This is a genomic window from Saccharopolyspora erythraea (assembly GCF_018141105.1).
Classification (GTDB): Bacteria; Actinomycetota; Actinomycetes; order Mycobacteriales; family Pseudonocardiaceae; genus Saccharopolyspora_D; species Saccharopolyspora_D erythraea_A.
The window spans coordinates 8,201,164-8,222,969 of the sequence record NZ_CP054839.1; the positions used below are offsets into that span (position 1 = coordinate 8,201,164).

General features: G+C 71.4%; 17 protein-coding genes. 7 read left to right on the top strand and 10 right to left on the bottom strand.

Translation table 11 applies throughout. The annotated features are described in order from the left end of the window. Positions 1–206 precede the first annotated feature (206 nt). Positions 207–1,496, top strand: a complete 1,290-nt coding sequence (locus HUO13_RS37015; protein ID WP_249124347.1) for a glycosyltransferase 87 family protein — start codon at positions 207–209, stop codon at positions 1,494–1,496. A 65-nt stretch (positions 1,497–1,561) separates the two neighbouring features. Here the strand turns inward: HUO13_RS37015 and HUO13_RS37020 are convergent, their stop codons facing one another. Next, complete coding sequence (locus HUO13_RS37020) at positions 1,562–3,016, bottom strand: hypothetical protein (protein ID WP_211899455.1); 1,455 nt, start codon at positions 3,014–3,016, stop codon at positions 1,562–1,564. A gap of 224 nt (positions 3,017–3,240) precedes the next feature. Next, positions 3,241–4,134, bottom strand: a complete 894-nt coding sequence (locus HUO13_RS37025; RefSeq protein ID WP_211899456.1) for a hypothetical protein — start codon at positions 4,132–4,134, stop codon at positions 3,241–3,243. Positions 4,135–4,377: 243 nt separating this feature from the next. Here HUO13_RS37025 and HUO13_RS37030 point away from each other — a divergent pair, with 243 nt between their 5' ends. Next, positions 4,378–5,553, top strand: coding sequence for an AI-2E family transporter (locus HUO13_RS37030; RefSeq protein ID WP_211899457.1), 1,176 nt, complete (start codon positions 4,378–4,380; stop codon positions 5,551–5,553). Between the two features lie 19 nt (positions 5,554–5,572). Here the strand turns inward: HUO13_RS37030 and HUO13_RS37035 are convergent, their stop codons facing one another. Beyond that, on the bottom strand, positions 5,573–6,712 hold the full coding sequence (locus HUO13_RS37035; protein ID WP_349253354.1) for a diguanylate cyclase: 1,140 nt from the start codon (positions 6,710–6,712) through the stop codon (positions 5,573–5,575). Between the two features lie 211 nt (positions 6,713–6,923). Here HUO13_RS37035 and macS point away from each other — a divergent pair, with 211 nt between their 5' ends. Continuing rightward, the gene (gene macS / locus HUO13_RS37040) at positions 6,924–8,162 is read left to right on the top strand and encodes a MacS family sensor histidine kinase (RefSeq protein WP_432757808.1); all 1,239 of its coding nucleotides are present in this window, start codon (positions 6,924–6,926) and stop codon (positions 8,160–8,162) included. Next, positions 8,159–8,833: a response regulator gene (locus tag HUO13_RS37045; RefSeq protein ID WP_009945764.1), complete on the top strand. Its 675-nt coding sequence runs from the start codon at positions 8,159–8,161 to the stop codon at positions 8,831–8,833. Before macS ends, HUO13_RS37045 begins: the two co-directional genes overlap by 4 nt. Before the next feature lie 30 nt (positions 8,834–8,863). Here HUO13_RS37045 and ptsP read toward each other — a convergent pair whose 3' ends face one another. Further along, positions 8,864–10,501 (bottom strand): phosphoenolpyruvate--protein phosphotransferase, encoded by a 1,638-nt coding sequence (gene ptsP, locus HUO13_RS37050; protein WP_211899459.1) that lies wholly within the window; start codon positions 10,499–10,501, stop codon positions 8,864–8,866. Positions 10,502–10,712: 211 nt separating this feature from the next. Here ptsP and HUO13_RS37055 point away from each other — a divergent pair, with 211 nt between their 5' ends. Then, entirely contained in the window at positions 10,713–11,078 is a 366-nt protein-coding gene (locus HUO13_RS37055) for a hypothetical protein (RefSeq protein ID WP_211899460.1), read from the top strand. Positions 11,079–11,410: 332 nt separating this feature from the next. On the opposite strand, the gene HUO13_RS37060 is transcribed toward HUO13_RS37055, so the two are convergent. Continuing rightward, positions 11,411–11,746, bottom strand: a complete 336-nt coding sequence (locus HUO13_RS37060) for a glutaredoxin domain-containing protein (protein WP_211899461.1) — start codon at positions 11,744–11,746, stop codon at positions 11,411–11,413. A 193-nt stretch (positions 11,747–11,939) separates the two neighbouring features. Here HUO13_RS37060 and HUO13_RS37065 point away from each other — a divergent pair, with 193 nt between their 5' ends. Beyond that, entirely contained in the window at positions 11,940–12,650 is a 711-nt protein-coding gene (locus HUO13_RS37065; protein ID WP_211899462.1) for a TetR/AcrR family transcriptional regulator, read from the top strand. 16 nt (positions 12,651–12,666) lie between these two features. On the opposite strand, the gene HUO13_RS37070 is transcribed toward HUO13_RS37065, so the two are convergent. The 3 genes from HUO13_RS37070 to HUO13_RS37080 all read right to left on the bottom strand — a co-directional run bounded on the left by HUO13_RS37070 (position 12,667) and on the right by HUO13_RS37080 (position 18,954). Continuing rightward, on the bottom strand, positions 12,667–14,628 hold the full coding sequence (locus HUO13_RS37070) for an acyl-CoA dehydrogenase (RefSeq protein WP_211899463.1): 1,962 nt from the start codon (positions 14,626–14,628) through the stop codon (positions 12,667–12,669). A 178-nt stretch (positions 14,629–14,806) separates the two neighbouring features. Next, the gene (gene leuS, locus HUO13_RS37075; RefSeq protein ID WP_211899464.1) at positions 14,807–17,674 is read right to left on the bottom strand and encodes a leucine--tRNA ligase; all 2,868 of its coding nucleotides are present in this window, start codon (positions 17,672–17,674) and stop codon (positions 14,807–14,809) included. Positions 17,675–17,868: 194 nt separating this feature from the next. Further along, complete coding sequence (locus tag HUO13_RS37080; RefSeq protein WP_211899465.1) at positions 17,869–18,954, bottom strand: esterase-like activity of phytase family protein; 1,086 nt, start codon at positions 18,952–18,954, stop codon at positions 17,869–17,871. A gap of 45 nt (positions 18,955–18,999) precedes the next feature. Here HUO13_RS37080 and HUO13_RS37085 point away from each other — a divergent pair, with 45 nt between their 5' ends. Beyond that, the gene (locus HUO13_RS37085) at positions 19,000–19,440 is read left to right on the top strand and encodes an SdpI family protein (RefSeq protein ID WP_211899466.1); all 441 of its coding nucleotides are present in this window, start codon (positions 19,000–19,002) and stop codon (positions 19,438–19,440) included. Between the two features lie 73 nt (positions 19,441–19,513). Here HUO13_RS37085 and HUO13_RS37090 read toward each other — a convergent pair whose 3' ends face one another. Both HUO13_RS37090 and HUO13_RS37095 read right to left on the bottom strand, forming a co-directional pair. Beyond that, positions 19,514–20,086 carry a YqgE/AlgH family protein gene (locus HUO13_RS37090; protein ID WP_211899467.1) on the bottom strand — a complete coding sequence of 191 codons (573 nt, stop codon included), beginning with the start codon at positions 20,084–20,086 and terminating at the stop codon, positions 19,514–19,516. A 143-nt stretch (positions 20,087–20,229) separates the two neighbouring features. After that, positions 20,230–21,729 carry a CCA tRNA nucleotidyltransferase gene (locus HUO13_RS37095; protein WP_211899468.1) on the bottom strand — a complete coding sequence of 500 codons (1,500 nt, stop codon included), beginning with the start codon at positions 21,727–21,729 and terminating at the stop codon, positions 20,230–20,232. Positions 21,730–21,806 lie beyond the last annotated feature (77 nt).

The window sequence follows — 21,806 nt, forward strand, 5'->3', positions numbered from 1 at the left end:
AGCCCTCCGCGCGACCTTGCTCACCCGATCCTGCGATCTTGGCGGGGAACCGGGCGCGTCTGCCGGGTTTCCCGCGGCTGAAAACCCGTCGGACACCGCCGCCGCGCGCCCGGATACCGCGCCGGCCACGACCTCCCGGCCTCTACCCTGGTCGGGGCCGCCGAGCCGCGGCGGCAGCGGCGAAGACCTGATGGGGAGATGTGCCGGTGACTGGATCCGAACCCGCCGAGCGCGGCCTGCGCGAGCGGTTGCGCGAGCAGCGCCCACTGCTGGTGGTGATCGCGGTCGCCGAGCTGATCGCCGTGATCCTGGTGTCAACCATCAACCCGCACGACCACATCGACGGCGAGGTGTACCGGCTGGGGGCGAAGGCGCTGCTGGCGGGCCGGGACGTCTACGGCGACCTGCCCGCCACCGAGTCCGGGCTGAGCCTGCCGTTCATCTACCCGCCGTTCGCCGCGATCCTGTTCGCGCCGCTGGCGCTGGTCCCCAAGGTCGTCTCGACGGCGGCGATCATGCTGGTCAGCCACCTCGCGCTGCTGGTCACGCTGTACGTGGTGCTGAGCGCGTCGACGTTCCTGCTCGCCCACCGGGACAAGGTGCTGCTGGTGACCGCGGCGGTGCTGCCGCTGGCCACCATCACCGAGCCGGTGATGGAGACGCTCACCTACGCCCAGATCAACATCGTGCTGATGGCGCTGGCGGCCGTCGACTGCCTGTGGCGGGTGGACGGCGAGCGCAGGCTGCCGTACCCGCGCGGGCTGCTGATCGGGATCGCCGCCGGGCTGAAGCTGACCCCGGCGGCGTTCCTGCTGTTCCTCGTCCTGCGGCGGGACGGGCGCACGATCATCACCGCGGCCCTGACGTTCGTGGCGACCGCGCTGCTGGGCTTCGCGGTGACCTTCGCCAACGCCCGCGAGTTCTGGACGCGCGAGGTGTTCTCCACCAGCAACGTCTCGTTCGGCCCCAAGTTCACCGGTGACGCCACGGTCTACGCGGGCAACCAGTCGCTTCGCTCGCTGCTGACCAAGCTGGGGGTGCCTGCGCCGACGGTGTTCTTCGTGCTGCTCGCCGCGGTGGTCCTGGCGCTGGCGGTGGCCGGGATGCTGCACGCGATCCGGCAGCGCGACCTCCCGATGGCGATCACGATCAACGGGGTGCTGGCGCTGCTGGTGTCACCGATCTCCTGGTCGCACCACTGGGTGTGGGCGATCCCGGCGCTGCTGCTGCTGGCGGGCGGTGCGTTCACCCGGCGGGACTGGCCACTGCTGCTGGCCACGACGCTCGCGGCCGGGTTCTTCACCCTCGGCCCGCACTGGAAGGTGCCGCAGGGCCAGGGCAGGGAGCTGCGCTGGAACTTCTTCGAGCACCTCATCGGCAACTCCTACGTCTACTTCGGCCTGGCGTTCCTGGTCTACGGCGCCGCGCTCTGGTGGCGGGGCCGGCGCGGAGCGACGGCGGTGCAGCCGCAGGCGAGTGCGACGCCCGTGGGCTGACCGGGAAGACGGCATGAAAAAGCCGGGGCGGGAGAACTCCCGCCCCGGCTTTTCGTCGTCGTGGATCAGATGCGGCTGAACACCACGGTGTCGACGAGGTCCTCGTTCCGGCGCGGCTCGCTCGCCGGGAGGGTAGCGGCGGTGCGCACCGGCATCAGGTTCGGCACGGTGGCCCAGTCCGCCGCCGCGGCGAAGTCCGACGGGGCGTCCAGCAGCGGCAGCGCCATGCCGGTCACCTCGCTGGGGGCGAGAGCGGAACGGAACGGGTTCTCGGTCACCATGCGCTCGACCGGCAGCGCCGCCGTCAGGTCGTCGACGGTGACGACCTCGACCGGGGACGCCGCGGGGTTGGTCGCGAACTCCGAACGGGGAGCGGCGTCGCCGGCGAGCGCATCGGTGATGCGGCTGACCGCGGGCGCCGACGTCGAGCCGCCGCCGAGGGCGTGCAGCTCGCCGAGCGCGGGCAGCGGAGCCTCGACGGGGTCACCGCTGCGGGGGGTGGCGCCGTGCGGGGCGAGGCTGAGCAGCGCCATCGGCGGCAGGGACGGCACGTCGGCGGCCGCCTCCTGGTGCCGGCCCGGCACGGTCAGCGGGATGATCTCCTTGGACGACGCGGCCGGGGCAGGCGGCAGCACCTCGAGCGAGTCCTCGACCAGCCGGTGCGGCACGTCGATCAGGTGCTGGTCGGCACCGGGCAGCTCGGCGGAGGTGAGGTCCAGCTCCTCCTCGGGCTCCACCAGCGGTGCCGCGAGCGCGTGGCTGCGCTCCCGCGCCTCCTGCCACAGCTCGACGATGCCGTCCGCCCGTTCGAAGTGCTCGACCACGGCCGGGTCCGAAGTGGGGATCACGAGCTCGTGAGCGACATCCTGGCCCGCACCCGGTCGAAACGCACCCTCCTGGAGGTGGTGCGCGCCGCTCTGCACGACATCACCGATCGGGCCCGTCCAGCTCAGCGAGCGGTGGAAGCCCTCGGCCGGGGTGCCGACCGGGCCGCCGCCGCGCTCCGGCTGCGCGCCGGTGGGCAGCAGTCCGAAGAGGACGTTGGACTGACCGCCCTGCGTGTCGACCGCGCGGGCGTCGGCGGTGTCGGCGACCCAGCCGGCGAGCTCCATGCGGCGGACGGGCTGCTGCGCGGAAACCCAGTGCGGGGCGCCGATGATCGGCATCTCCTGGGTGGGCGCCTCGTCGAGGGCGGCCACCACGTCGCGCAGCGGGTCCAGAGTGCCGAGCATGGTGGTGGTGCGGGCATCGGCGGAGCGGTGGTCGACGAGCGGCCTGTTGTAGACGACCGTGTCCGAGGAAGCGGATTCGTCGGGGAACAGCTCCCCCGCGAAGCACGCTTGGTGCCGGGGCGTGTCTTCGCCGAAGCCGTCGATCGCGGGCGGCAGCAACGACTCTCCCAGAGACGAGGCCGGACGGTCGGGGCAGGTCTCGGCGGCCGACGCGACCCCCGTTCCGGCGGCCAGCATGCCCCCGGTGACCAGCGCGGCCTGCACGCCGCGCTTCGCCCAAGTCTGCATGTAACTCTCCTCCACGATATTTCCCCACCAGGGGGATGAAAATCAACTGTCAGGGGGATGCCGTCATCAGATGTTGATCACGTCTGCGCGGCTGGTGGTCTTGCCGGGAACCCGTCCTCGGCTTTCGCCTGCAAAGGCGGCCGGACGCTCAATTCCCCGGAAATCAAATGGAATATGACAACGCGCATATGTCACGCCGAGTCGGCGGACTTGGGAGGGCGATGTCAGTCGGGCGTGATGCCGGGCTGCGGGACCGGCCTGCCGGTCAGCGCCGGTGCGGCGCCGCGCGCGGACACGCGGGTGAACGCGGCAGCACTGCTCGGACCGCTGGGGTGCCAACCGATTCCGACACCGTTGTGGTGTCCGTCGGCGGCGTTGCCGCTCCCGGCCGAGCCGGGTGCGGAGACTGGAATGGTGAAAGGCCGGGGCTTGGCCGGGATCTGCCGCGGACGCGGCGTTTCCGAATCACCGTCGGCCGAAGCCGATTCCCCGTGCTGGTTTTCGGCGCCGGGTCGCGCACTGCGCTCGGCGGCACCCGAAACGTCCACAATGGCCGGAGCCTGTGGTGCGGGCGGCAGCGCCGGGCCGGTGCCCGGCGGGAGCTGCGGAGCCCGCGCAGGCGGATGGGTGTGCTGCACCGGGAACTCACCGCGCAGCAGCAGCGGACGGCTCAGCTCGGCGATTCCGCGGCCGACGGTGTGCGACACCTGCTCGGCGCGGTGGCCGGAGGAGGTCACCGCCGAGTCCGCGACCCGCTGCACCGGCTCGACGGCGGTCTCGTGCAGCGCCTGCGCGACCGGTTCCGCCGGGACGAGCAGCTCGCGCGCCCCTGAACCGTCGACCAGTCCGGACCCGTCGACCAGCGCGGCCGGGTCGAGCCCGGGCAGACCGAAGTCCGACGGGCCGTCTGCGGCCGCGGGGGTGAGCCGGTGCTGCCCGCCGACGACGTCCACGACGGACGGCAGCGGCGGAAGCGGTGCGAGCTCGACGGCCTCGGCAGGCGAACCCGCCAGCCACGCCGCGGAAGAGCCTGCGACCGCCGCGCCCGCGACGACCAGCACCCGGGAGAGCAACCGCAAGCCGCGGCCATCCCGCGGTTCCCGGTCGGCTTCCGGCATCTGGTCTCCGCCTCCTCGGCGTCGCTGCTGGCGGCCATGTGACGGGCGTGCCGTTCGGCTCGGCCCGTGCGCCCGGTGGGCGCCGACGGCGAGCCTGCCAAAGCAGGACCGGATTACGCATCCGCAGCGCGACAACATCGCTACATCGTGTGATCGCGTGCGCCTGAGAAGTGCCGCGGCTCACCGACCGCGGATCGTCTTTTCCTCCTCCGGCAGGACCCGTCCCGGCGATACGGTTGCGGGGTGAGCGATTTCAAGATCACGGGTCCGGACGACGCGGCCGGCGCGATCCCCCGCCCACTGCGGGTCGGCGCGGCGCTGAGCTGGCGGCTGCTGGTGATCCTCGGCGCCCTCTACGTGCTCGGCATGATCGTGTCGCGGCTGTTCGTCGTGGTCATCCCGGTGGCCATCGCGCTGCTGTTGGCGGCGCTGCTGGCACCGGCGGTGGGCACCCTCGCGCGCTACCGCGTGCCGCGGGCGCTGTCTACCGCGGTGGTCCTCGTCGGCGGGCTCGGCGTGGTCGGCGGGGTCCTCACCTTCGTGATCAACGCCTTCATCGAGGGTTTCCCGCAGCTGCAGGCGCAGGTCGTGCTGAGCCTCAACGGCATCCGGGACTGGCTGTCGACCGGTCCGCTGCACCTCAACGACCAGCAGATCACGACCTACGTCGAGCAGGCCGAGGAGTGGTTGAAGAACAACCAGGCGACCCTGACCCAGGGCGTCACCAGCGGTGTGCTCACCACCGCGGGCACCTTCGGCAACTTCCTGACCGGCCTGCTGCTGGCGCTGTTCACGCTGATCTTCTTCCTCTACGACGGCCGCCGGGTGTGGCTGTTCGTCATCCGGATCGCGCCCGCGGACAACCGCGACCGCGTCGACCGCGCGGGAAGCCGCGGCTTCGCCTCGCTGGTCGGCTACGTGCGGGCGACCGCGCTGGTGGCCGTCGTCGACGCGGTGGGCATCTGGATCGGCCTGGTCGCCGTCGGGGTGCCGCTCGCGGTGCCGCTGGCCGCGCTGGTGTTCCTCGGCGGGTTCGTGCCGATCGTCGGCGCGGTGGCCTCCGGCGCGGTCGCGGTGCTCGTCGCGCTGGTGACCAAGGGCTGGATCGCGGCGCTGATCGTGCTGGGCGTGGTGCTCGCGGTCCAGCAGATCGAGGGCAACGTGCTGCAGCCGCTGCTGCTCGGCCGGGCCGTGCAACTGCACGCGCTCGCGGTGGTGCTGGCGATCAGCGTCGGCGTGGTCATCTCCGGCATCATCGGCGCGCTGCTGGCCGTGCCGCTGGTGGCCGTGCTGAACTCCGCCATCCGGTCGCTGACCTCCGACGAGGTCGAGGGCGTGCTCCCGCCGCCGGAGTCCGAGGACGAGGCCGAGCCGGAGGGCACGGAGGAACCGCCGGAGTCCGAGGACAAGCCGTCCTGACCGCGGAAGTCGTGGCTCGTCAGGCCATCGTGACGGCGTTGCGCCCGGCCGCCTTGGCCGCCAGCAGCGCCGCGTCCGCGGCGACCAGCAGGTCCGCCAGCTCGTAGCCGAACCGCGAGGTCGTCGCGACGCCGATGCTGACGGTCAGGTCGTTGAGCTCGCGGTAGTTGCCCTTGATGTCGCGCGCCGGTACCGACAGCGACGCGGTGGAGATGCGCACCCGGTTGGCGACCGTGCACGCGATCTCGGAGTTGGCGCCCGGCAGCAGGACCACGAACTCCTCACCGCCGAACCGCCCGACGACGTCCTCGCGCCGCACGCTGCCCCGCAGCATCAGCGCGACCGCCGCGAGCACGGCGTCGCCTGCCATGTGGCCTATCTCGTCGTTGACGCGTTTGAAGTGGTCCAGGTCGAGCAGCAGCACCGCGGTCGGGTGCGAGCGCGCGCGGGCGCGGGCCAGCTCCACGCGGGCCAGCCGGTCCCAGTGCATCGCGTTGGCGAGCCCGGTCTTGCCGTCCCGCTGCGCCGAGCGCCGCCACTGCGGCAGCTGGCTGGCCAGGTCGAGCAGCGCCAGCGGCGGACCCGCCAGCAGCGCGCTGGCCGGTTCGGCGACCAGCGCGATGGCCAGCAGCCCGCCGAGACTCGCCGCGACGATCCCCAGCAGCACGTCGATCGGGTCCCCCAGCACTTCCTGGCGCGGCGCCGCCGGGTTGCGCAGCCGCAACCCGATCGCCACCACCAGCGCCCGCACCACCAGCAGAACGGCACCGACCAGCACGAACTGCACCGGCGACCAGCCGGGGTGCTCCCAGCCCGCGACCCAGCGGGCCGAGAACACCGCGATGGTGGTCGCGGCGGTGGTGAACATCCAGCGGTGCAGCTCCGGCCGGACGTCGAGCACTCCGTGCAGCGCGGGCCCGAGCAGCAGCAGGACCAGCAGGTTCGGCGGCAGCGTCAGCACACCGGCGGCCAGGTACGTGATGTGGATCGTCCACGGGTTGCGGCGCACCTGGTGACGAATGGTGATCGACACCGAGGTGGCCACGATGACGGTACCCGCGGTGATCGCCAGCATCGTGAACATGATGAGGTCGCGTTGCTGCGGTGGCCGCGAGGTGGCCAGGACCGGGACGACCAGACCGAGTGCCGATGCCTGCACGAGAAGTACGTAGACAAGTGCCGGTGGACGAAGTCTCCACAACAGCCATTCCCCCATGAAGCCGTCTCACCTCCCCCCAGGCGAGCTTGGCACAGCACCTCATCCGGCAGAAGGGCACGAACCGGGGCCATTCGGGTTGAGCCGGACGGTGATCACAAACACGCAGAGTGCCCATTCCGGCGGTCTCGGTACTCACGCGCAGTGAGGCAGGATGTTGCAGTTGGAAGGAGCCGAAGCCGTGTCCACAGCGCACACATCTCCCACGCCGGAGCACCCGCAGTCGTCGCCGCAGCCCCGCGTCGCCGACGGCCGCTCACCCATCTGGCGTGCGCACAACGCATTTCGGGTGGTTACGTTCCTGTACGCGTGCGTGTGGTTCGCCGTGCAGTACCGGGACTACGTCCGGCCCTGGCTCGCGGTGGCGATCCTCGCGGTGATGTTGCTGTGGACGATCTTCACGATCTGGCGCTACCGGAAGCGCTCCGGCCGCACGAACGCGCTGGTGTTCGCGGACCAGGTGCTGGTCACGGCTCTGGTGCTGCTCTGCGAGTTCGTGATGTCGGAGCAGTCGATGCAGGACGCCGACCCCTCCGTCGTCAGCGTCTGGCACGCGACGGCGATCACCGCGGCGGCCGCCCAGTGGGGCCTGGTCGGCGGCGGGATCTCGGGTGTCGTCGCCTCGGGCTGCAACTTCCTCATCCGGTGGACCGCCACCCCGGCGATGTGGATGGACACCCTCCTGATGGTGGGCACCGGCCTGCTGCTCGGGATGGCGTCGGACACCGCCCGCCGGTCGACCGAGCGGCTGGCCCGCGCGCTGCGCGCGGAGGCCGCCACCGCCGAGCGGGAACGGCTCGCGCGCTCCATCCACGACAGCGTGCTGCAGGTGCTCGCGCGGGTTCGCAAGCGCGGCAACGAGCTCGGCGGGGAGGCCGCCGAGCTGGGCAAGCTCGCCGGGGAGCAGGAGATCGCGCTGCGTTCGCTGATCGCGACGACGCCCCCGGAACCCACCGAGGACGGCGAGACCGACTTCGCCGCGCAGCTCCAGGTGCTGCGCACCGGCAAGGTGCAGGTGTCGGTGCCCGCGACGCAGGTCATGCTGCCCGAGCAGGTCGGCGCCGACCTCTACGCCGTGGTGCGGGAGGCGCTGGCCAACGTCGAACGGCACGCCGGTGAGGACGCCAAGGCGTGGGTGCTGCTGGAGGACCTGCCGGAGCAGATCGTGCTCAGCATCCGCGACGACGGACCCGGCATCCCGGACGGCAGGCTCGACGAGGCCGCCGCTGAGGGCCGGATGGGTGTCGCCCAGTCGATCCGCGGCCGGATACACAGCCTCGGTGGCACGATCACGCTCGACACTGCCCCTGGAGAGGGCACGGAATGGGAGGTACGGGTCCCTCGCGGCGACGGCGCGGGCCCTGCCAAGCGCCGCGAAGGAGGACAACGATGACCGAGCCGCACGTCTCCGTGATGGTGGTCGACGATCACCCGATGTGGCGTGACGGAGTGGCGAGGGATCTCCAGGAGCGCGGCTTCGAGGTGCGCGCGACCAGCGGGGACGCCGTCTCGGCGCTGCGGATCGCGCGCACCGTGAAACCGGACGTGGTGCTCATGGACCTCAACCTCGGGGACACCTCCGGGGTCGAGGCTTCCCGCCAGATCACCCAGGAGATCCCCGGTACGAGGGTGCTGGTGCTCTCGGCGAGCGGCGAGCACAGCGACGTCCTGGAGGCGGTGAAGGCCGGCGCCTCGGGCTACCTGGTCAAGTCCGCGTCGGTGGACGAGCTGGTCGACGCGGTGCAGCGGACCGCGGCCGGGGACGCGGTGTTCACGGCGGGGCTGGCCGGCCTGGTGCTGGGCGAGTACCGGCGGATGGCGGTCACCCCGGACTCCGGCGACCGCGCGCCGCAGCTGACCGACCGCGAGACCGAGGTGCTGCGGCAGGTCGCCAAGGGCCTGACCGCCCGCCAGATCGCCAACAAGCTGGTGATCTCGCACCGGACGGTGGAGAACCACGTGCAGTCCACGCTGCGCAAGCTCCAGCTGCACAACAGGGTGGAGCTCGCGCGCTACGCGATCGAGCACGGCCTCGACCAGGAGGCCGACCCGGACCAGCGGTGAGGGTGCGCGGGCCGCCGGCGGCCCGCCCCGTCAGCCGAGCGCCGCCCGCGCCCGCTGCCGGGCGCCCGCCGGGTCGGAAGCGCCCAGCGCCGCCTCGGCCGCCCGCCGGCAGGCGTCCAGCGAACCGCCGGCGACGGCTGCTCCGACACCGGTCACCGCCGCCGGGACCATCGACAGGCTGGTGACGCCGAGTCCCACCAGCACGCGGGCGAGCAGCGGGTCGGCGGCGGCCTCCCCGCAGACGCCGACCGGCTTGCCCAGCTCTGCACCTGCCTCGCCGACCATCCCGACGAGCCGCAGCAACGCCGGCTGCCACGGGTCGTTGAGCGCGGCCAGCGCGCCCGCCATCCGGTCGGCGGCGAAGACGTACTGGGCCAGGTCGTTGGTGCCGATGCTGACGAAGTCGACGACCTCGAGGATCTCCCGCGCGCTGAGCGCGGCGGCGGGGACCTCGATCATGACCCCGGCCCGGCCGAGACCGGCGGCGCGCACCCGCCCGGCGAACCACGACGCTTCCGAGGCGGTGGCGACCATCGGCGCCATCACCGACACGTCGGCTCCGGAGTCGGCGGCGGCACCGGCGATCGCCTCGAGCTGGCGGTCGAGCACGCCCTGGCGGTCGAAGGACACTCGCACACCGCGCACGCCGAGCGCCGGGTTGGGCTCCACGCCCATGTCGAGGAACGCCAGCGGCTTGTCCGCCCCGGCGTCGAGGGTGCGCACCACGACCGGCTTACCCGCGAACGGTGCGAGGATCGCGGCGTAGGCCGAGCGCTGGGTCGCCACCGGCGGCTCGTCGTCGGCAGCGAGGTAGCAGAACTCGGTGCGGAACAGGCCGACGCCCTGCGCCCCTGCCTCGACGGCGGTGCGGGCATCTGCGACCGACCCGACGTTGGCCACGATCTTCACCACGTGGCCGTCGGCGGTGGCACCGGCGCCGTCCCACTCGGTGGGTGCGCCCCGCTGGGCGGCTTCGGCGGGCACCGCCTCGTCGAGCGTCTCGACCTCGCCGGTGTCACCGTCGACGACCGCGCCGGCGAACCGGGTGTCGTCGAACAGCCCGCGCACGGCGACCACGGCGGGGATCTCCAGCGCCCGCGCGAGGATCGCGGTGTGGCTGGTCGGCCCGCCTTCCTCGGTGACCAGCGCGAGGACCATGGCCGGGTCGAGGTCGGCGGTGTCGGCGGGCGCGAGGTCGTGGGCGAGGAGGATGCTCGGCTCCTCCAGCTCCGGAACGCCGGGAGGCGTGATGCCGAGAAGCTCGGCGACGATCCGGTCGCGCACGTCCTGGACGTCGCGGGCGCGCTCGGCCATGTACCCGCCCGCCGAGCGCAGCGCGTCGGCGAAGCCTCCCGCGGCTTCGTGGACCGCGCGCGCCGCGGGCAGCGAGCGGTTGATGACGAGCTGCTCGGCCTGGCTGGTCAGCGCGGGGTCCATCGCCATGGCGGCGGTGGTTTCCAGGATCGCCTTGGCGTCGCCGTCGACGCGCGAAGCGCGCTGGAAGAGACGTTCGCCGACGGCGTCGGCGGCGGGGCGGATGCGGGCGGCCTCGGCCGCGGGGTCCGCCGGCGCGGGTCCGGAGGCGGGTTCCGGCAGCGGCTCGCTCACCCTGGCGACCGGTCCGGAGGCGCGGCCGGAGCTGACTCCGACACCACTCAAACGAGACATGGTCTAGACCATACCTTCCAGTGTTCCACCTTGGGACGATCGTAGGCACGCATCAACCGTTCGGCCCGCGCGCGACCAACACGCTGCGCATTCGCTACGACGTCAGTGGTTCTTACGTCACTCGTACAGAGCAAGGCATGCATTACCGATGAGTAACGCATGAGTAGCCGTACGGATCCCCGGGGCCACCCGGAAGCAGCAATCTTGGGTCATGGCACAGCACCACGGAGCACCAGCCGCGATCGCCGAACCGACCCCGAACTCGATCACCGGTGAGATCGACCGCATCACCGCGATGCTCGCGGTGATGAGTCAGACCGGGGGCTCCGCGGAGCCGGACAGACCGGATCCGCGAACCACCCGGGAGCACAGAACCAACGCACAGGACGAACTTCCGCCGACCAGAGATGAGGTACCGCAGATGCACGTGCCCATTCCAGGAGAACCGGTCGACACGAGCTTCGCCGACCAGCGCCAGACCGCCGACCCGTTCCACGAGGCCGAGGAGGAACACCGCCGCAGCAGGAGGTTCCACGCCTCCTACGGCCGCACCGGCCCCGTTCTCGTGATGGCCTGATGTAGCTCGGACCGGGGGGTTTCGAGCGAATCAGCACATCAGGGGACCACTGTGGAGGATCGTGTCCGGTGAGGTGGGCGTCCCACCCACCGGACACCTTTCGCTCCGGAGACGCGGGACAGCCGTTCGCGTCCACCCGTTCGAGGGTAATTTGCGGGCACCCCGCATCTTTTCGGCCCCGTTGAGCGTCAGACTCTATTAGTTGATGCTCGTCGGTATCGCGCCATCGACGATCTCAACAAAGCCGGGAGCCGACCGCAACGCCCCCCGTGCGGTCGGCCCCTGGTAGTTCTCCGGGCGCCGCAGTGGATTGCGCTCGCGGCGCGGCTCTCTCAGCCGTGAGTGCTGTCCTTGGACTTGGAGAATCCCAGCGCGTTGAGCGCTCCGCGCACCACCGAGGGCCTCTGCTCCGGCAGCAGTTCCGGGGCGTGTTCCGCGACGGCCTCCAGCACCGCCCGCGCCTGCGGGTTCACCGCCGACCACGACCCGACCACCACGGTCGGCACCGTCTCGTTGCCGTCGGCGATCGAGCGCACCACAGCCGCCGCTTCGGGTTCCTGCCAGATGTCGACCTCGGTGAACTCCAGGCCCTCACGCCGGAGCCCGGCGCGCAGCGACGTGCAGAACGGGCAGCCCGGGCGGGTGTAGACGACGACTTCCTGCGACACGGCTCTCCTCTTCTCTGCCTGCTTGCGCGTCCGGTGGGCCAACGGCCCGGCGCAGAGGGATATTCCAGCGCCCGGTGGGCGGGATGCTCGCACCGGCCCTGCCATTAATGCCGTCAACTTTGTGAACATCGTTAACCGGGGCCGTTCGCTACTGTAGCCACCCGGCACGGACACCGAGACGATGGAGCGGCAGATGACCGAGGTCACCCGGCGCGAGCGGATGCGGGCGGCGACCGATCAGGAGATCCGCCACCACGCGCGCGCGCTTCTCGTCGGCCGCGGCCGCGACGCGGTCACCCTGCGCGCCATCGCCCGCGAGCTCGGCATCACCGCTCCTGCGCTCTACCGCTACTACGACTCGCGCGAGGACCTGCTGCGCACCCTCTGCGACGACATCTGCACCGACCTGGCCGCGGTGCTCTCGGCCGGCCTCGAACCCGCCGACGCCGACTACCGCGAGCGGGTGTTCGCGGTGTGCCGGGCGTTCCGGCAGTGGGCGCTGGAGCACCCGCAGGAGTTCTCCCTGGTGTTCGGCAGCCCGCCGGCCGAGACCGACCGCCGCTCCGGGCAGGACCAGTTCGCCGGTGTCTTCCTCCGGTTCGTGGGCCCGCTGATGGCCGAAGGCGTGTCGCACGACAGCCTGGCGTCGGTCCCCGACGCAGGTCACCTCGACTTCTCGCGCGAGCAGCGGGAACTCGCCGAGGCGTTCGCCGCCAAGGGCATCGAGGTCCCGCCAGAGGCGCTGCTCCCGGAGGCCGTCTACGCGCTGCTGCGCTGGTGGGTCCGCCTCTACGGGCACGTCGCGCTGGAGGTGTTCGGGCGCTTCCCGTTCGACCTCAACCACGCCGACATGCTGTTCGACTCGATGCTGTCGGAACTCGCCCGGGAGATCGGCCTCCAGTAGCCAGGCCGCCGGCGCGTCAGCCCTCGTCGTGCGCCCGCTGCGCCTGCTGGCGGCGGGCCTCCGCGCCGGTGGCGATCGGGGCGGTCAGCCACTGCTCCGGGATGCCGAAGGACTCGACGAGGTCCACCGCGTGCGGCCGCAGCCGGCCGCACAGCGCGTTGACCGCCTCGGTGACCGACTTGGCCCGGCGCGAGTTCAGGCGCTCGTGCTCCAGGAACCAGGCTCGGTCCTCCTCGACCGTGGACAGCACGTACAGGTCGCAGAGCCGTTCCAGCACCGCCGCCGTGTCGCGGTCGCGGCACCGCTCGATGCCTGCGACGAACGCTTCCAGCACGACCCGGTCGACGTGCACGCGCGCGGCCCGCAGCACGTGGTCCTGGGCGTTGTTGAACACCTCGAACGGGTCGGCGTCCTTGCCCGTCGCCCGCCGCAGCCGGCGCGCCAGTCCGTCGAGCACGTGCTTCTCGCGGTCGTCGAACAGCCGCAGCTGCCAGCCCCGGTCGAAGATGACGTTCTCGTCGTCCCTGCCCGGCGCGGCGTCGGCGAGCCGCTGCACCAGCGGTCGCGCCGCGGTGCGCTCGATGACCGCGCCGACGAACTGGTCGGCGACGAACCGGGCCATGCCCAGCGTGCCGATGTCGTCGAACTGGTCCTTGTAGTTGGTGAGCAGCCCCTTGGCGACCAGTTGCAGCAGGACCGTGTTGTCGCCCTCGAAGGTGGTGAAGACGTCGGTGTCGGCCTTGAGCTGCGGGAGCTGGTTCTCCGCCAGGTAACCTGCCCCGCCGCAGGCCTCGCGGCAGGTCTGGATGGTGTGCGTGGCGTGCCAGGTGGTGACCGCCTTGAGCCCGGCCGCCCGCGACTCCAGCTCCCGCTGCGCGCGGGCGTCGTCGGAGCTCTGCATGTCGTGCAGGGTGCTGACCAGCTCCTCCTGCGCGAAGTGCAGCGCGAACGACTTCGCCAGCGCGGGCAGCAGCTTGCGCTGGTGGGCCAGGTAGTCCAGGACGACGGTCTCCTCGCCGGTGCCGGGCCGCTCGAACTGGCGGCGCACGCCGGCGTAGCGCAGGGCGATTCGCAGCGCGAGCTTGGCGGCACCGCCCGCGGTGCCCGCCACCGAGATCCGGCCGCGGATCAGGGTGCCGAGCATGGTGAAGAACCGCTTGCTCTCGTTGGCGATCGGGCTGGCGTAGGTGCCGTCCGCTTCGACGTCGCCGTAGCGGTTGAGCAGCGCCTCGCGCGGGACGCGCACGTGGTCGAAGGTGATGCGCCCGTTGTCGACGCCGTTGAGGCCGGCCTTGCGGCCGCAGTCCTCGATGTGCACGCCCGGCAGCGGATTTCCCCGCTCGTCCCGGAGCGGCACCAGCAGCGCGTGCACGCCGTGGCGGTCGCCTCCGGTGATCAGCTGTGCGAACACCACCGCCATCCGGCCGTCGCGGGCGGCGTTGCCGATGTACTCCTTGCGCGCCGCCTCGTGCGGGGTGTGGACGACGAACTCCTCGGTCGCCGGGTCGTAGGTGGCGGTCGTGCGAAGGTGCTGGACGTCGGAGCCGTGGCCGGTCTCGGTCATCGCGAAGCAGCCGGGCAGCTCCAGGTTCATGATCTGGGCCAGGTAGCGGTCGTGGTGGCGGTCGGTGCCGAGCGCGACGACCGCGCCGCCGAACAGGCCCCACTGCACACCGGCCTTGACCATGAGCGACAGGTTGCCGGACAGCATCTCCAGCGAGACGACCGAACCGCCGGTGTCGCCCTGGCCGCCGTGCGAGAGCGGGAAGCCCAGTCCGGTGATCCCGCTCTCGACCAGCAGGTGCAGCTGCTCCAGCGTCCGCGCGCGGTGGGACTCGGTGTCGAGGTGGTCGCCGGGGGAGAGGTCGACGCCGGCCAGTGCCCGCCGCACGTGGGTCCGCACCTGCGCCCATCGCCCGTCGAGCAGTTCGGCGAGCTCGGCGCGGTCGAAGGCGGCCGGGGTCTTCGGGACGTCCATGTGCCCTCCAAAGGTAGGCGTCGACACCGCCGAGCGTAGTTACCCGTCGGTAACCTCGCTATGTGATGCCGCACGCGCCGCGCGGCAATCAGCGTCGGCCCCCTGTCTACCGCGAAAGGGGCTCAAGAACGACAACGCCGGGTCATCCGAGGATGACCCGGCGTTGTGCGGCCGATGCTCAGCCGACGACGTTGACCAGCCGGCCCGGCACCACGATGACCTTGCGTGGCTCGCGGCCGTCCAGCGCCGCGACCACCTTCTCGTCGGCCAGCGCCGCCGCCTTCACCTCGTCCTGGCCCGCGGAGGCCGGGACGACGATCCGCGAGCGGACCTTGCCGTTGAACTGGATCGGGTACTCGACGGTGTCCTCGACCAGGTACTGCTCTTCGGCCTCCGGGAACGGACCGTGCGCCAGGCTCCCGCCGTGGCCCAGCTTCGACCACAGCTCCTCGGCCATGTGCGGCGCCAGCGGAGCGACCATCAGCACCAGCGGCTCGACCACCCGACGCGGCGCGCCCGTCGCCGAGTACTCCTTGGTCAGCAGGTTGTTCAGCTCGATCAGCTTGGCCACCGCGGTGTTGAACCGCAGCTCGCGGTAGTCCTCGCGGACCCCGGCGATCGTCTTGTGCAGCGCGCGCAGCACCTCGACGGCGGGTTCGGCGTCGGTGACGCGCAGCTCGCCGGTGTTCTCGTCGACGACGTTGCGCCACAGCCGCTGCAGGAACCGGTGCGAGCCGACGACGTCCTTGGTCGCCCACGGCCGCGACGTGTCCAGCGGACCCATCGCCATCTCGTACAGCCGCAGCGTGTCCGCGCCGTAGGCGTCGGCCATCTCGTCCGGGGAGACGGAGTTCTTCAGGCTCTTGCCCATCTTCCCGTACTCGCGCCGGACTTCCTCACCCTCGAAGAAGAACTTCCCGTCGCGCTCCTCGACGTGCTCGGCCGGGACGTAGACGCCCCGCGAGTCGGTGTAGGCGTACGCCTGGATGTAGCCCTGGTTGTACAGGCGGCGGTAGGGCTCCTCCGAGGACAGGTGGCCCAGGTCGTAGAGCACCTTGTGCCAGAACCGCGAGTACAGCAGGTGCAGCACCGCGTGCTCCACGCCGCCGACGTAGAGGTCCAGCCCGCCCGGGTCGTCCGGACCGTGCTGCTGCTGGCGCTTGCCCATCCAGTAGCGCTCGTTCTCCGGGTCGACGAACCGCTCGTCGTTGTCCGGGTCGATGTAGCGCAGCTGGTACCAGCACGAGCCCGCCCACTGCGGCATCACGTTGGTGTCGCGGTGGTACTGCCTGAGCCCGTCGCCCAGGTCCAGCTCCACCTCGGCCCAGTCGGTCGCCTTGGCCAGCGGCGGCTCGGGCCTGCTGTCGGCGTCCTCGGGGTCGAAGGTGCGCGGCGAGTAGTCCTCGACGTCGGGCAGCACGACCGGCAGCTCCGACTCCGGCAGCCCCAGCGGGATGCCGTCGGAGTCGTAGACGACCGGGAACGGCTCGCCCCAGTAGCGCTGCCGCGCGAACAGCCAGTCGCGCAGCTTGTACTGGACGGTGCCCGAGCCGTGCTTGTGCGACTCCAGCCACTCGATGACGGTCTTCTTGGCCTCGGCCAGGTGCATGCCGTTGAGGTCCAGCCCGACGTCGGGGTTCGCGGAGTTGATCCGCGGTCCCTCACCGCTGTAGGCCCCGCCCTCGAAGCCCTCCGATGGCTGCACGGTGCGCACCACCGGCAGGCCGAACGCCTCGGCGAAGTCGAAGTCGCGCTGGTCCTCGCCGGGCACCGCCATGATCGCGCCGGTGCCGTAGCCCATCAGCACATAGTCGGCGATGAACACCGGCACCTGCTCGCCGTTGACCGGGTTGGTGGCCCAGGCACCGGTGAAGACGCCGGTCTTCTCCTTGTTCTCCTGGCGGTCCAGGTCGGACTTCATCGACGCCGCGTGGCGGTACTGCGCGACCGCCTCGGCAGGCGTCGCCGCGCCGCCGGTCCAGCGCAGGTCCGGGTCCTGCGGCCACTGGGCCGCGGTCAGCTCGTCGACCAGCGGGTGCTCCGGCGCCAGCACCAGGTAGGTCGTGCCGAACAGGGTGTCGGGCCGGGTGGTGAAGACCTCGATGCTGCCCGCCGAGCCGTCCAGCGGGAACACCACGTTGGCGCCCTGCGAGCGGCCGATCCAGTTCCGCTGCATCGTCTTGACCTTGTCCGGCCAGTCCAGCCGGTCCAGGTCGTCGACCAGGCGGTCGGCGTAGGCGGTGATCCGCATCATCCACTGCTTTAGGTTGCGGCGGAACACCGGGAAGTTGCCGCGCTCGGTCAGCCCGTCGGCGGTGACCTCCTCGTTGGCGACCACGGTGCCCAGGCCCGGCGCCCAGTTCACCGGCGCCTCCGACAGGTAGACCAGCCGGTACGAGTCGATGATCCGGCGCTGCTCGGCGCGCGGCAGCTCCTCCCACGGGCGGCCGTCGGGCGTCGCGCGCTCACCGGAGGAGAACTGCGCCTCCAGCTCGCTGATCGGGCGCGCGCGGTCGGCGTCGGTGTCGTACCAGGAGTGGAAGATCTGCAGGAAGATCCACTGCGTCCACCGGTAGAACGGGATGTCGGTGGTGGCGACCCGGCGGCGCTCGTCGTGGCCCAGCCCCAGCCTGCGGATCTGGGTCAGGTACCGCTCGATGTTCTTCTCGGTCGTGGTGCGCGGGTGGGTCCCGGTCTGCACCGCGTACTGCTCGGCGGGCAGGCCGAAGGAGTCGAAGCCCATCGTGTGGAGGACGTTCTTACCCAGCATCCGGTTGAAGCGGGCGTAGACGTCGGTGCCGATGAAGCCCAGCGGGTGCCCGACGTGCAGGCCCGACCCCGACGGGTACGGGAACATGTCCTGGACGAACAGCTTCTCGTCGCTGACCTCGCCCTTCAGCGAGCCGGCCGGGTTGGGCGCGTGGAAGGTGCCGAGCTCCTCCCAGCGCCGCTGCCAGCGCTGCTCGATCTCGGCTGCGGTCTGCGCGGTGTAGCGGAACCGCGGGACCTCTTCGGTGTTCGTCGAGCCCTCTGCCTGGCCACTCATGGTCTGCGTACCTTTCCCTGCCTTCTCGCCCGAACGCGCGGATCGTGCCCTCTAAGTGTGCCGTCCCCGGAAAAAGCGAAACCCCCCAGACCTACCGGGCGTGAGGGGTCACCGCGTCGAAGCGTCGTCAGCGGACGTTCAACGCGGTCTCGCAAGAAGTCGAGCGTTGCTCACGTTGTCAAGAGTAACAGAGATCACTTGACGCCCAGCGCGATCACCTGCGTGGTCTGCTGCGCGGAGAAGTTGTCGTCGCTGACGAGGACCAGGCTGCGCTCGCCACCGGGCAGGACGGGCCCCCAGGTCATGCCCTCGACGTTGTCGACGGTGCTCAGCCCGAGCTCCGACAGGTCGGCCAGCAGCGTCTTGCGCACCGGGGTCACGTCGGCGCCCGCCAGCGATGCGACGTCCCGGACGTCGGTGGCGTCCCTGGCGTCGACCTCGTAGATCCGGATGGAGTTGCCGACGCCGTCGACGAACGAGCGCTCCATCACCAGGTAGCGGAACGGGTCGTCGCCGTCGGCCAGGATCGCCGTGACGCCGTTGTTGGCGAACCCGCCGGTCGGCGACTGCGCGAACACCTTGTCGAGCGGGTAGGCGACCTGCGCGACGACGGCCCCGGAGCGGTCCTGGGCGGTGAGTCTGCTCAGGGCGCCGTGCTCGAACGTCGGCGACTCGCCGTCCTGCACCAGCGGCCCTTCCATGGCGCTGACCAGCAGCGACCCGTCGGCGGCGAAGGTCAGGCCCTCCAGCGCCTCGTTCTGCTTCGGACCGCTGTCGGGGCGCATGACCAGGTTCGGCGGGAGCGGCAGCTCACCGGTGGCCGAACCGTCGAGGGTGGCGCTGCGGACCGACGGGTCGATCAGCCCCTTCTGCCGCTCGCCCTCGCTGGTCCACCAGACCTCACCGCTGCGGGGATCCCACCGGACGTCCTCGGGGTCGAGGCTGCCCGCCGGGTAGGTCGTGCCGTCGGGGCGCAGAAGCGGCCGGGTCGCCGTCAGGGCCACCGGACCGAGCCCGCCGGCGGTGACCGGGATGTCGGCGAGGTAGCCGCGCGCAGGCTGCCGCTCCGAGCGGTCGTCGCTGATCAGCACGTATGCGCCGGTGCGCGGGTCGTAGTCGATGCCTGAGAGGCCGCCCACGGTGGTGCCCTGGAAGTCCATCGCGTGCGGCAGCGTGCGCTCGCCCAGCAGGCGCACCCGATCGGCGGCGTGCGCGGGCACCGCGGCCGTCAGTGCCAGGGCGACCGCCACGACTCCGGTCACCGCGTGTCTGTTCACCATGAGCTACAGCACACCCGACGCGGGTGTCCGGCGGGTATCGACCAGATGGAGCCTTACCCTGTTCTGGTGACGCTCGCTGTTCAGGTGATCCTCTGCGCGGTGCTGGTGCTCGGTGGCGCGGCACTGCTGTTCGTCGGATGGCGCGGTTTGCGCGGGCAGCTCGCCCGCAACCGCTACGCCGGAGTGCGCACGCCCGCGACCCTGCGCAGCGAGGAGGCGTTCGAGCTCGCCAACCGCGCCGCCGCCCCCGCCTACCTGGCGGCCGGTGCGACCGGCGTCCTCGCGGGCGCCGCGCTGCCCGCGCTGGCCACGACCTTCAGCGTCGTGCTCGTCGCGGTCATCGGCGTCGTCGGCGCCTTCGGCCTGCAGGTCGTGGGCGGTGTCTTCGGCAACCGGGCGGCGGAGGCCATGCCCGAGCCCGCTCCGGCGGCAGGCTGCGGCGGCTGCGCGGGCGGCTGCTGCAGCGCGCTCCAGCAGAGCAGCTAGGGCCTGCTCCACAAGCGGCTTGCGGTGCGGGCCCCAGCTCGCACCGCTACGCGAACCACTGCCGGAACATTCGCTAGTTCACCTTCACATCCCCGGGGTGCGTGGCCAGGAACGCCAGCGGCGGCCCCTGCCTGCGCAGCACCCGGCCCCACAGCTCGGGTCCCGGCGCGGCTATGACGTCGTCGGGCAGGGCGGGGACGACGAGCCAGTCGCCGCGGTCGATCTCCCCGGCCAGCTGGTCCGCGTCCCAGCCCGCGTAACCGGCGAAGAAGCGCAGCCCCCTCGCGCGCGGGACCAGGTCGGCGGGATCGCCGTCGAGATCGACGAGACCTATCGGGCCGCGAACGCCGATCATGCCCGACACCGATGCGACGTCGACCCCGGTGCGCAGCGCGGCCAGGCAGATGGCGGTGCGCTGCTCGACCGGGCCTCCGACGAACAGCGACTGCGGCTCACTGGCATGCGGCCCCCACCTGGGCAGCACGTCGTCGACCGAGACCTCGCTCGGCCGGTTCAGCACGACTCCGAGGGTGCCCTCCGCACGGTGGTGGATGATGTACACCACCGTGCGGCGGAAGTTCTGGTCGAGCAGCTGCGGGGCCGCCACCAGCAGCATCCCGGGTTCGACGTCGGTGTCCGTTCCCACATCCGCATGATCTCAGAACGGCGCCCCCGCATGGAGTGGCCACGGACTAGTAGTCCGAGAGACCAACCGCTGAGCGTTACTGCTCGGCAACACTATTCACTGTTCAACAACCACTATTAATAGCGCTGCGGCGAAATGCCTGCTCAGCGGTCCTCAGGCACGTCGATGCCCTGTTCCCGGGCCCACCGGAACAGCTCGGCGACGGCCTCGTCGTGGTCCATCGGCCCCCGGTCCAGCCGGAGGTCCTTGAGGTGCTTCCACGCCTTGCCGACCACCGGCCCCGGGTCCACGCCGAGCAGCCGCATGATCTCGTTGCCGTCCAGGTCCGGGCGGACCTTGGCCAGGTCCTCCTCCGCCGCGATGCGCGCGATCCGCGCTTCCAGGTCGTCGTAGGAGCGCTGGAGCGCGGCGGCCTTGCGGCGGTTGCGCGTGGTGCAGTCGGCGCGCACCAGCTTGTGCAGCTGGGACAGCAGGTGGCCTGCGTCGTTGACGTAGCGGCGCACCGCCGAGTCGGTCCACTGGCCCTCGCCGTAGCCGTGGAAGCGCAGGTGCAGGTACACCAGCCCGGAGACGTCGTTGATGACGTCCTTGGAGTAGCGCAGCGCCCGCAGCCGCTTGCGGGTCATCTTCGCCCCGACCACCTCGTGGTGGTGGAAGCTGACCCCGCCGCCCGGCTCGAACCGGCGGGTGTCGGGCTTGCCGATGTCGTGCAGCAGCGCCGCGAGCCGCAGCACCAGGTCGGGCTCGCCGTCGGGGTCCTCGGCGCGCTCCAGGTCGATGGCCTGGTCCAGGACCACCAGCGAGTGCCGGTAGACGTCCTTGTGCTGGTGGTGCTCGTCGATCTCCAGCTTCATCGCGGGCAGCTCGGGCAGCACGTGCTCGGCCAGCCCGGTGTCCACCAGCAGCTCGACGCCCTCGCGCGGGTGGCGCCCGCACAGCAGCTTGGACAGCTCGGCCTGAATCCGTTCCGGGGTGATCCGCAGGAGCTCACCGGCCATCTCCCGCATCGCGTCGACCACGCGCGGCGCGGGGGTGAAGCCGAGCTGCGAGACGAACCGGGCGGCGCGCAGCATCCGCAGCGGGTCGTCGGCGAAGGACTCCTGCGGCGTGGCCGGGGTGTCCAGCCGCCGGGCGACCAGGTCGGCCATCCCGCCGTGCAGGTCGACGAACGCCCGCTTCGGCAGCTCGATGGCCATCGCGTTCACGGTGAAGTCGCGGCGCAGCAGGTCACCCTCGATGGTGTCGCCGAAGGCGACCTCCGGGTTGCGGGTGACCCGGTCGTAGGTGTCGGCGCGGAACGTCGTGACCTCCACCGTCGTGCCATGCCGGTAGGCGCCGAGCGTGCCGAACTGGATGCCGGTGTCCCACACCGTCTCGGCCCAGTCGTCGAGCAGGACCCGGACCTGCTCCGGCCGGGCGTCGGTGGTGAAGTCGAGGTCGGTGCCAAGGCGCCCCAGCAGGGCGTCGCGCACGCTGCCGCCGACCAGGTACAGCCGGTGGCCCGCGGCGGCGAAGCGCTCGGCCAGCTCTTCGGCGACCGGTGCGGTGCGCACCAGCTCCACGACCGCGTTGCGTTGTGCGTCGCGCTCCCTGGCCTGGTCGTCGGCGGGTGCGGCGGCGGGTTCGTGGTGCGAGGTGGACACGGCGAACCAGGATATCGACTGCTCAGCGGGGGCGCGGCGAGTGCCTGCCGGAGCAACGCGGTGGGCCCTTCGCGACC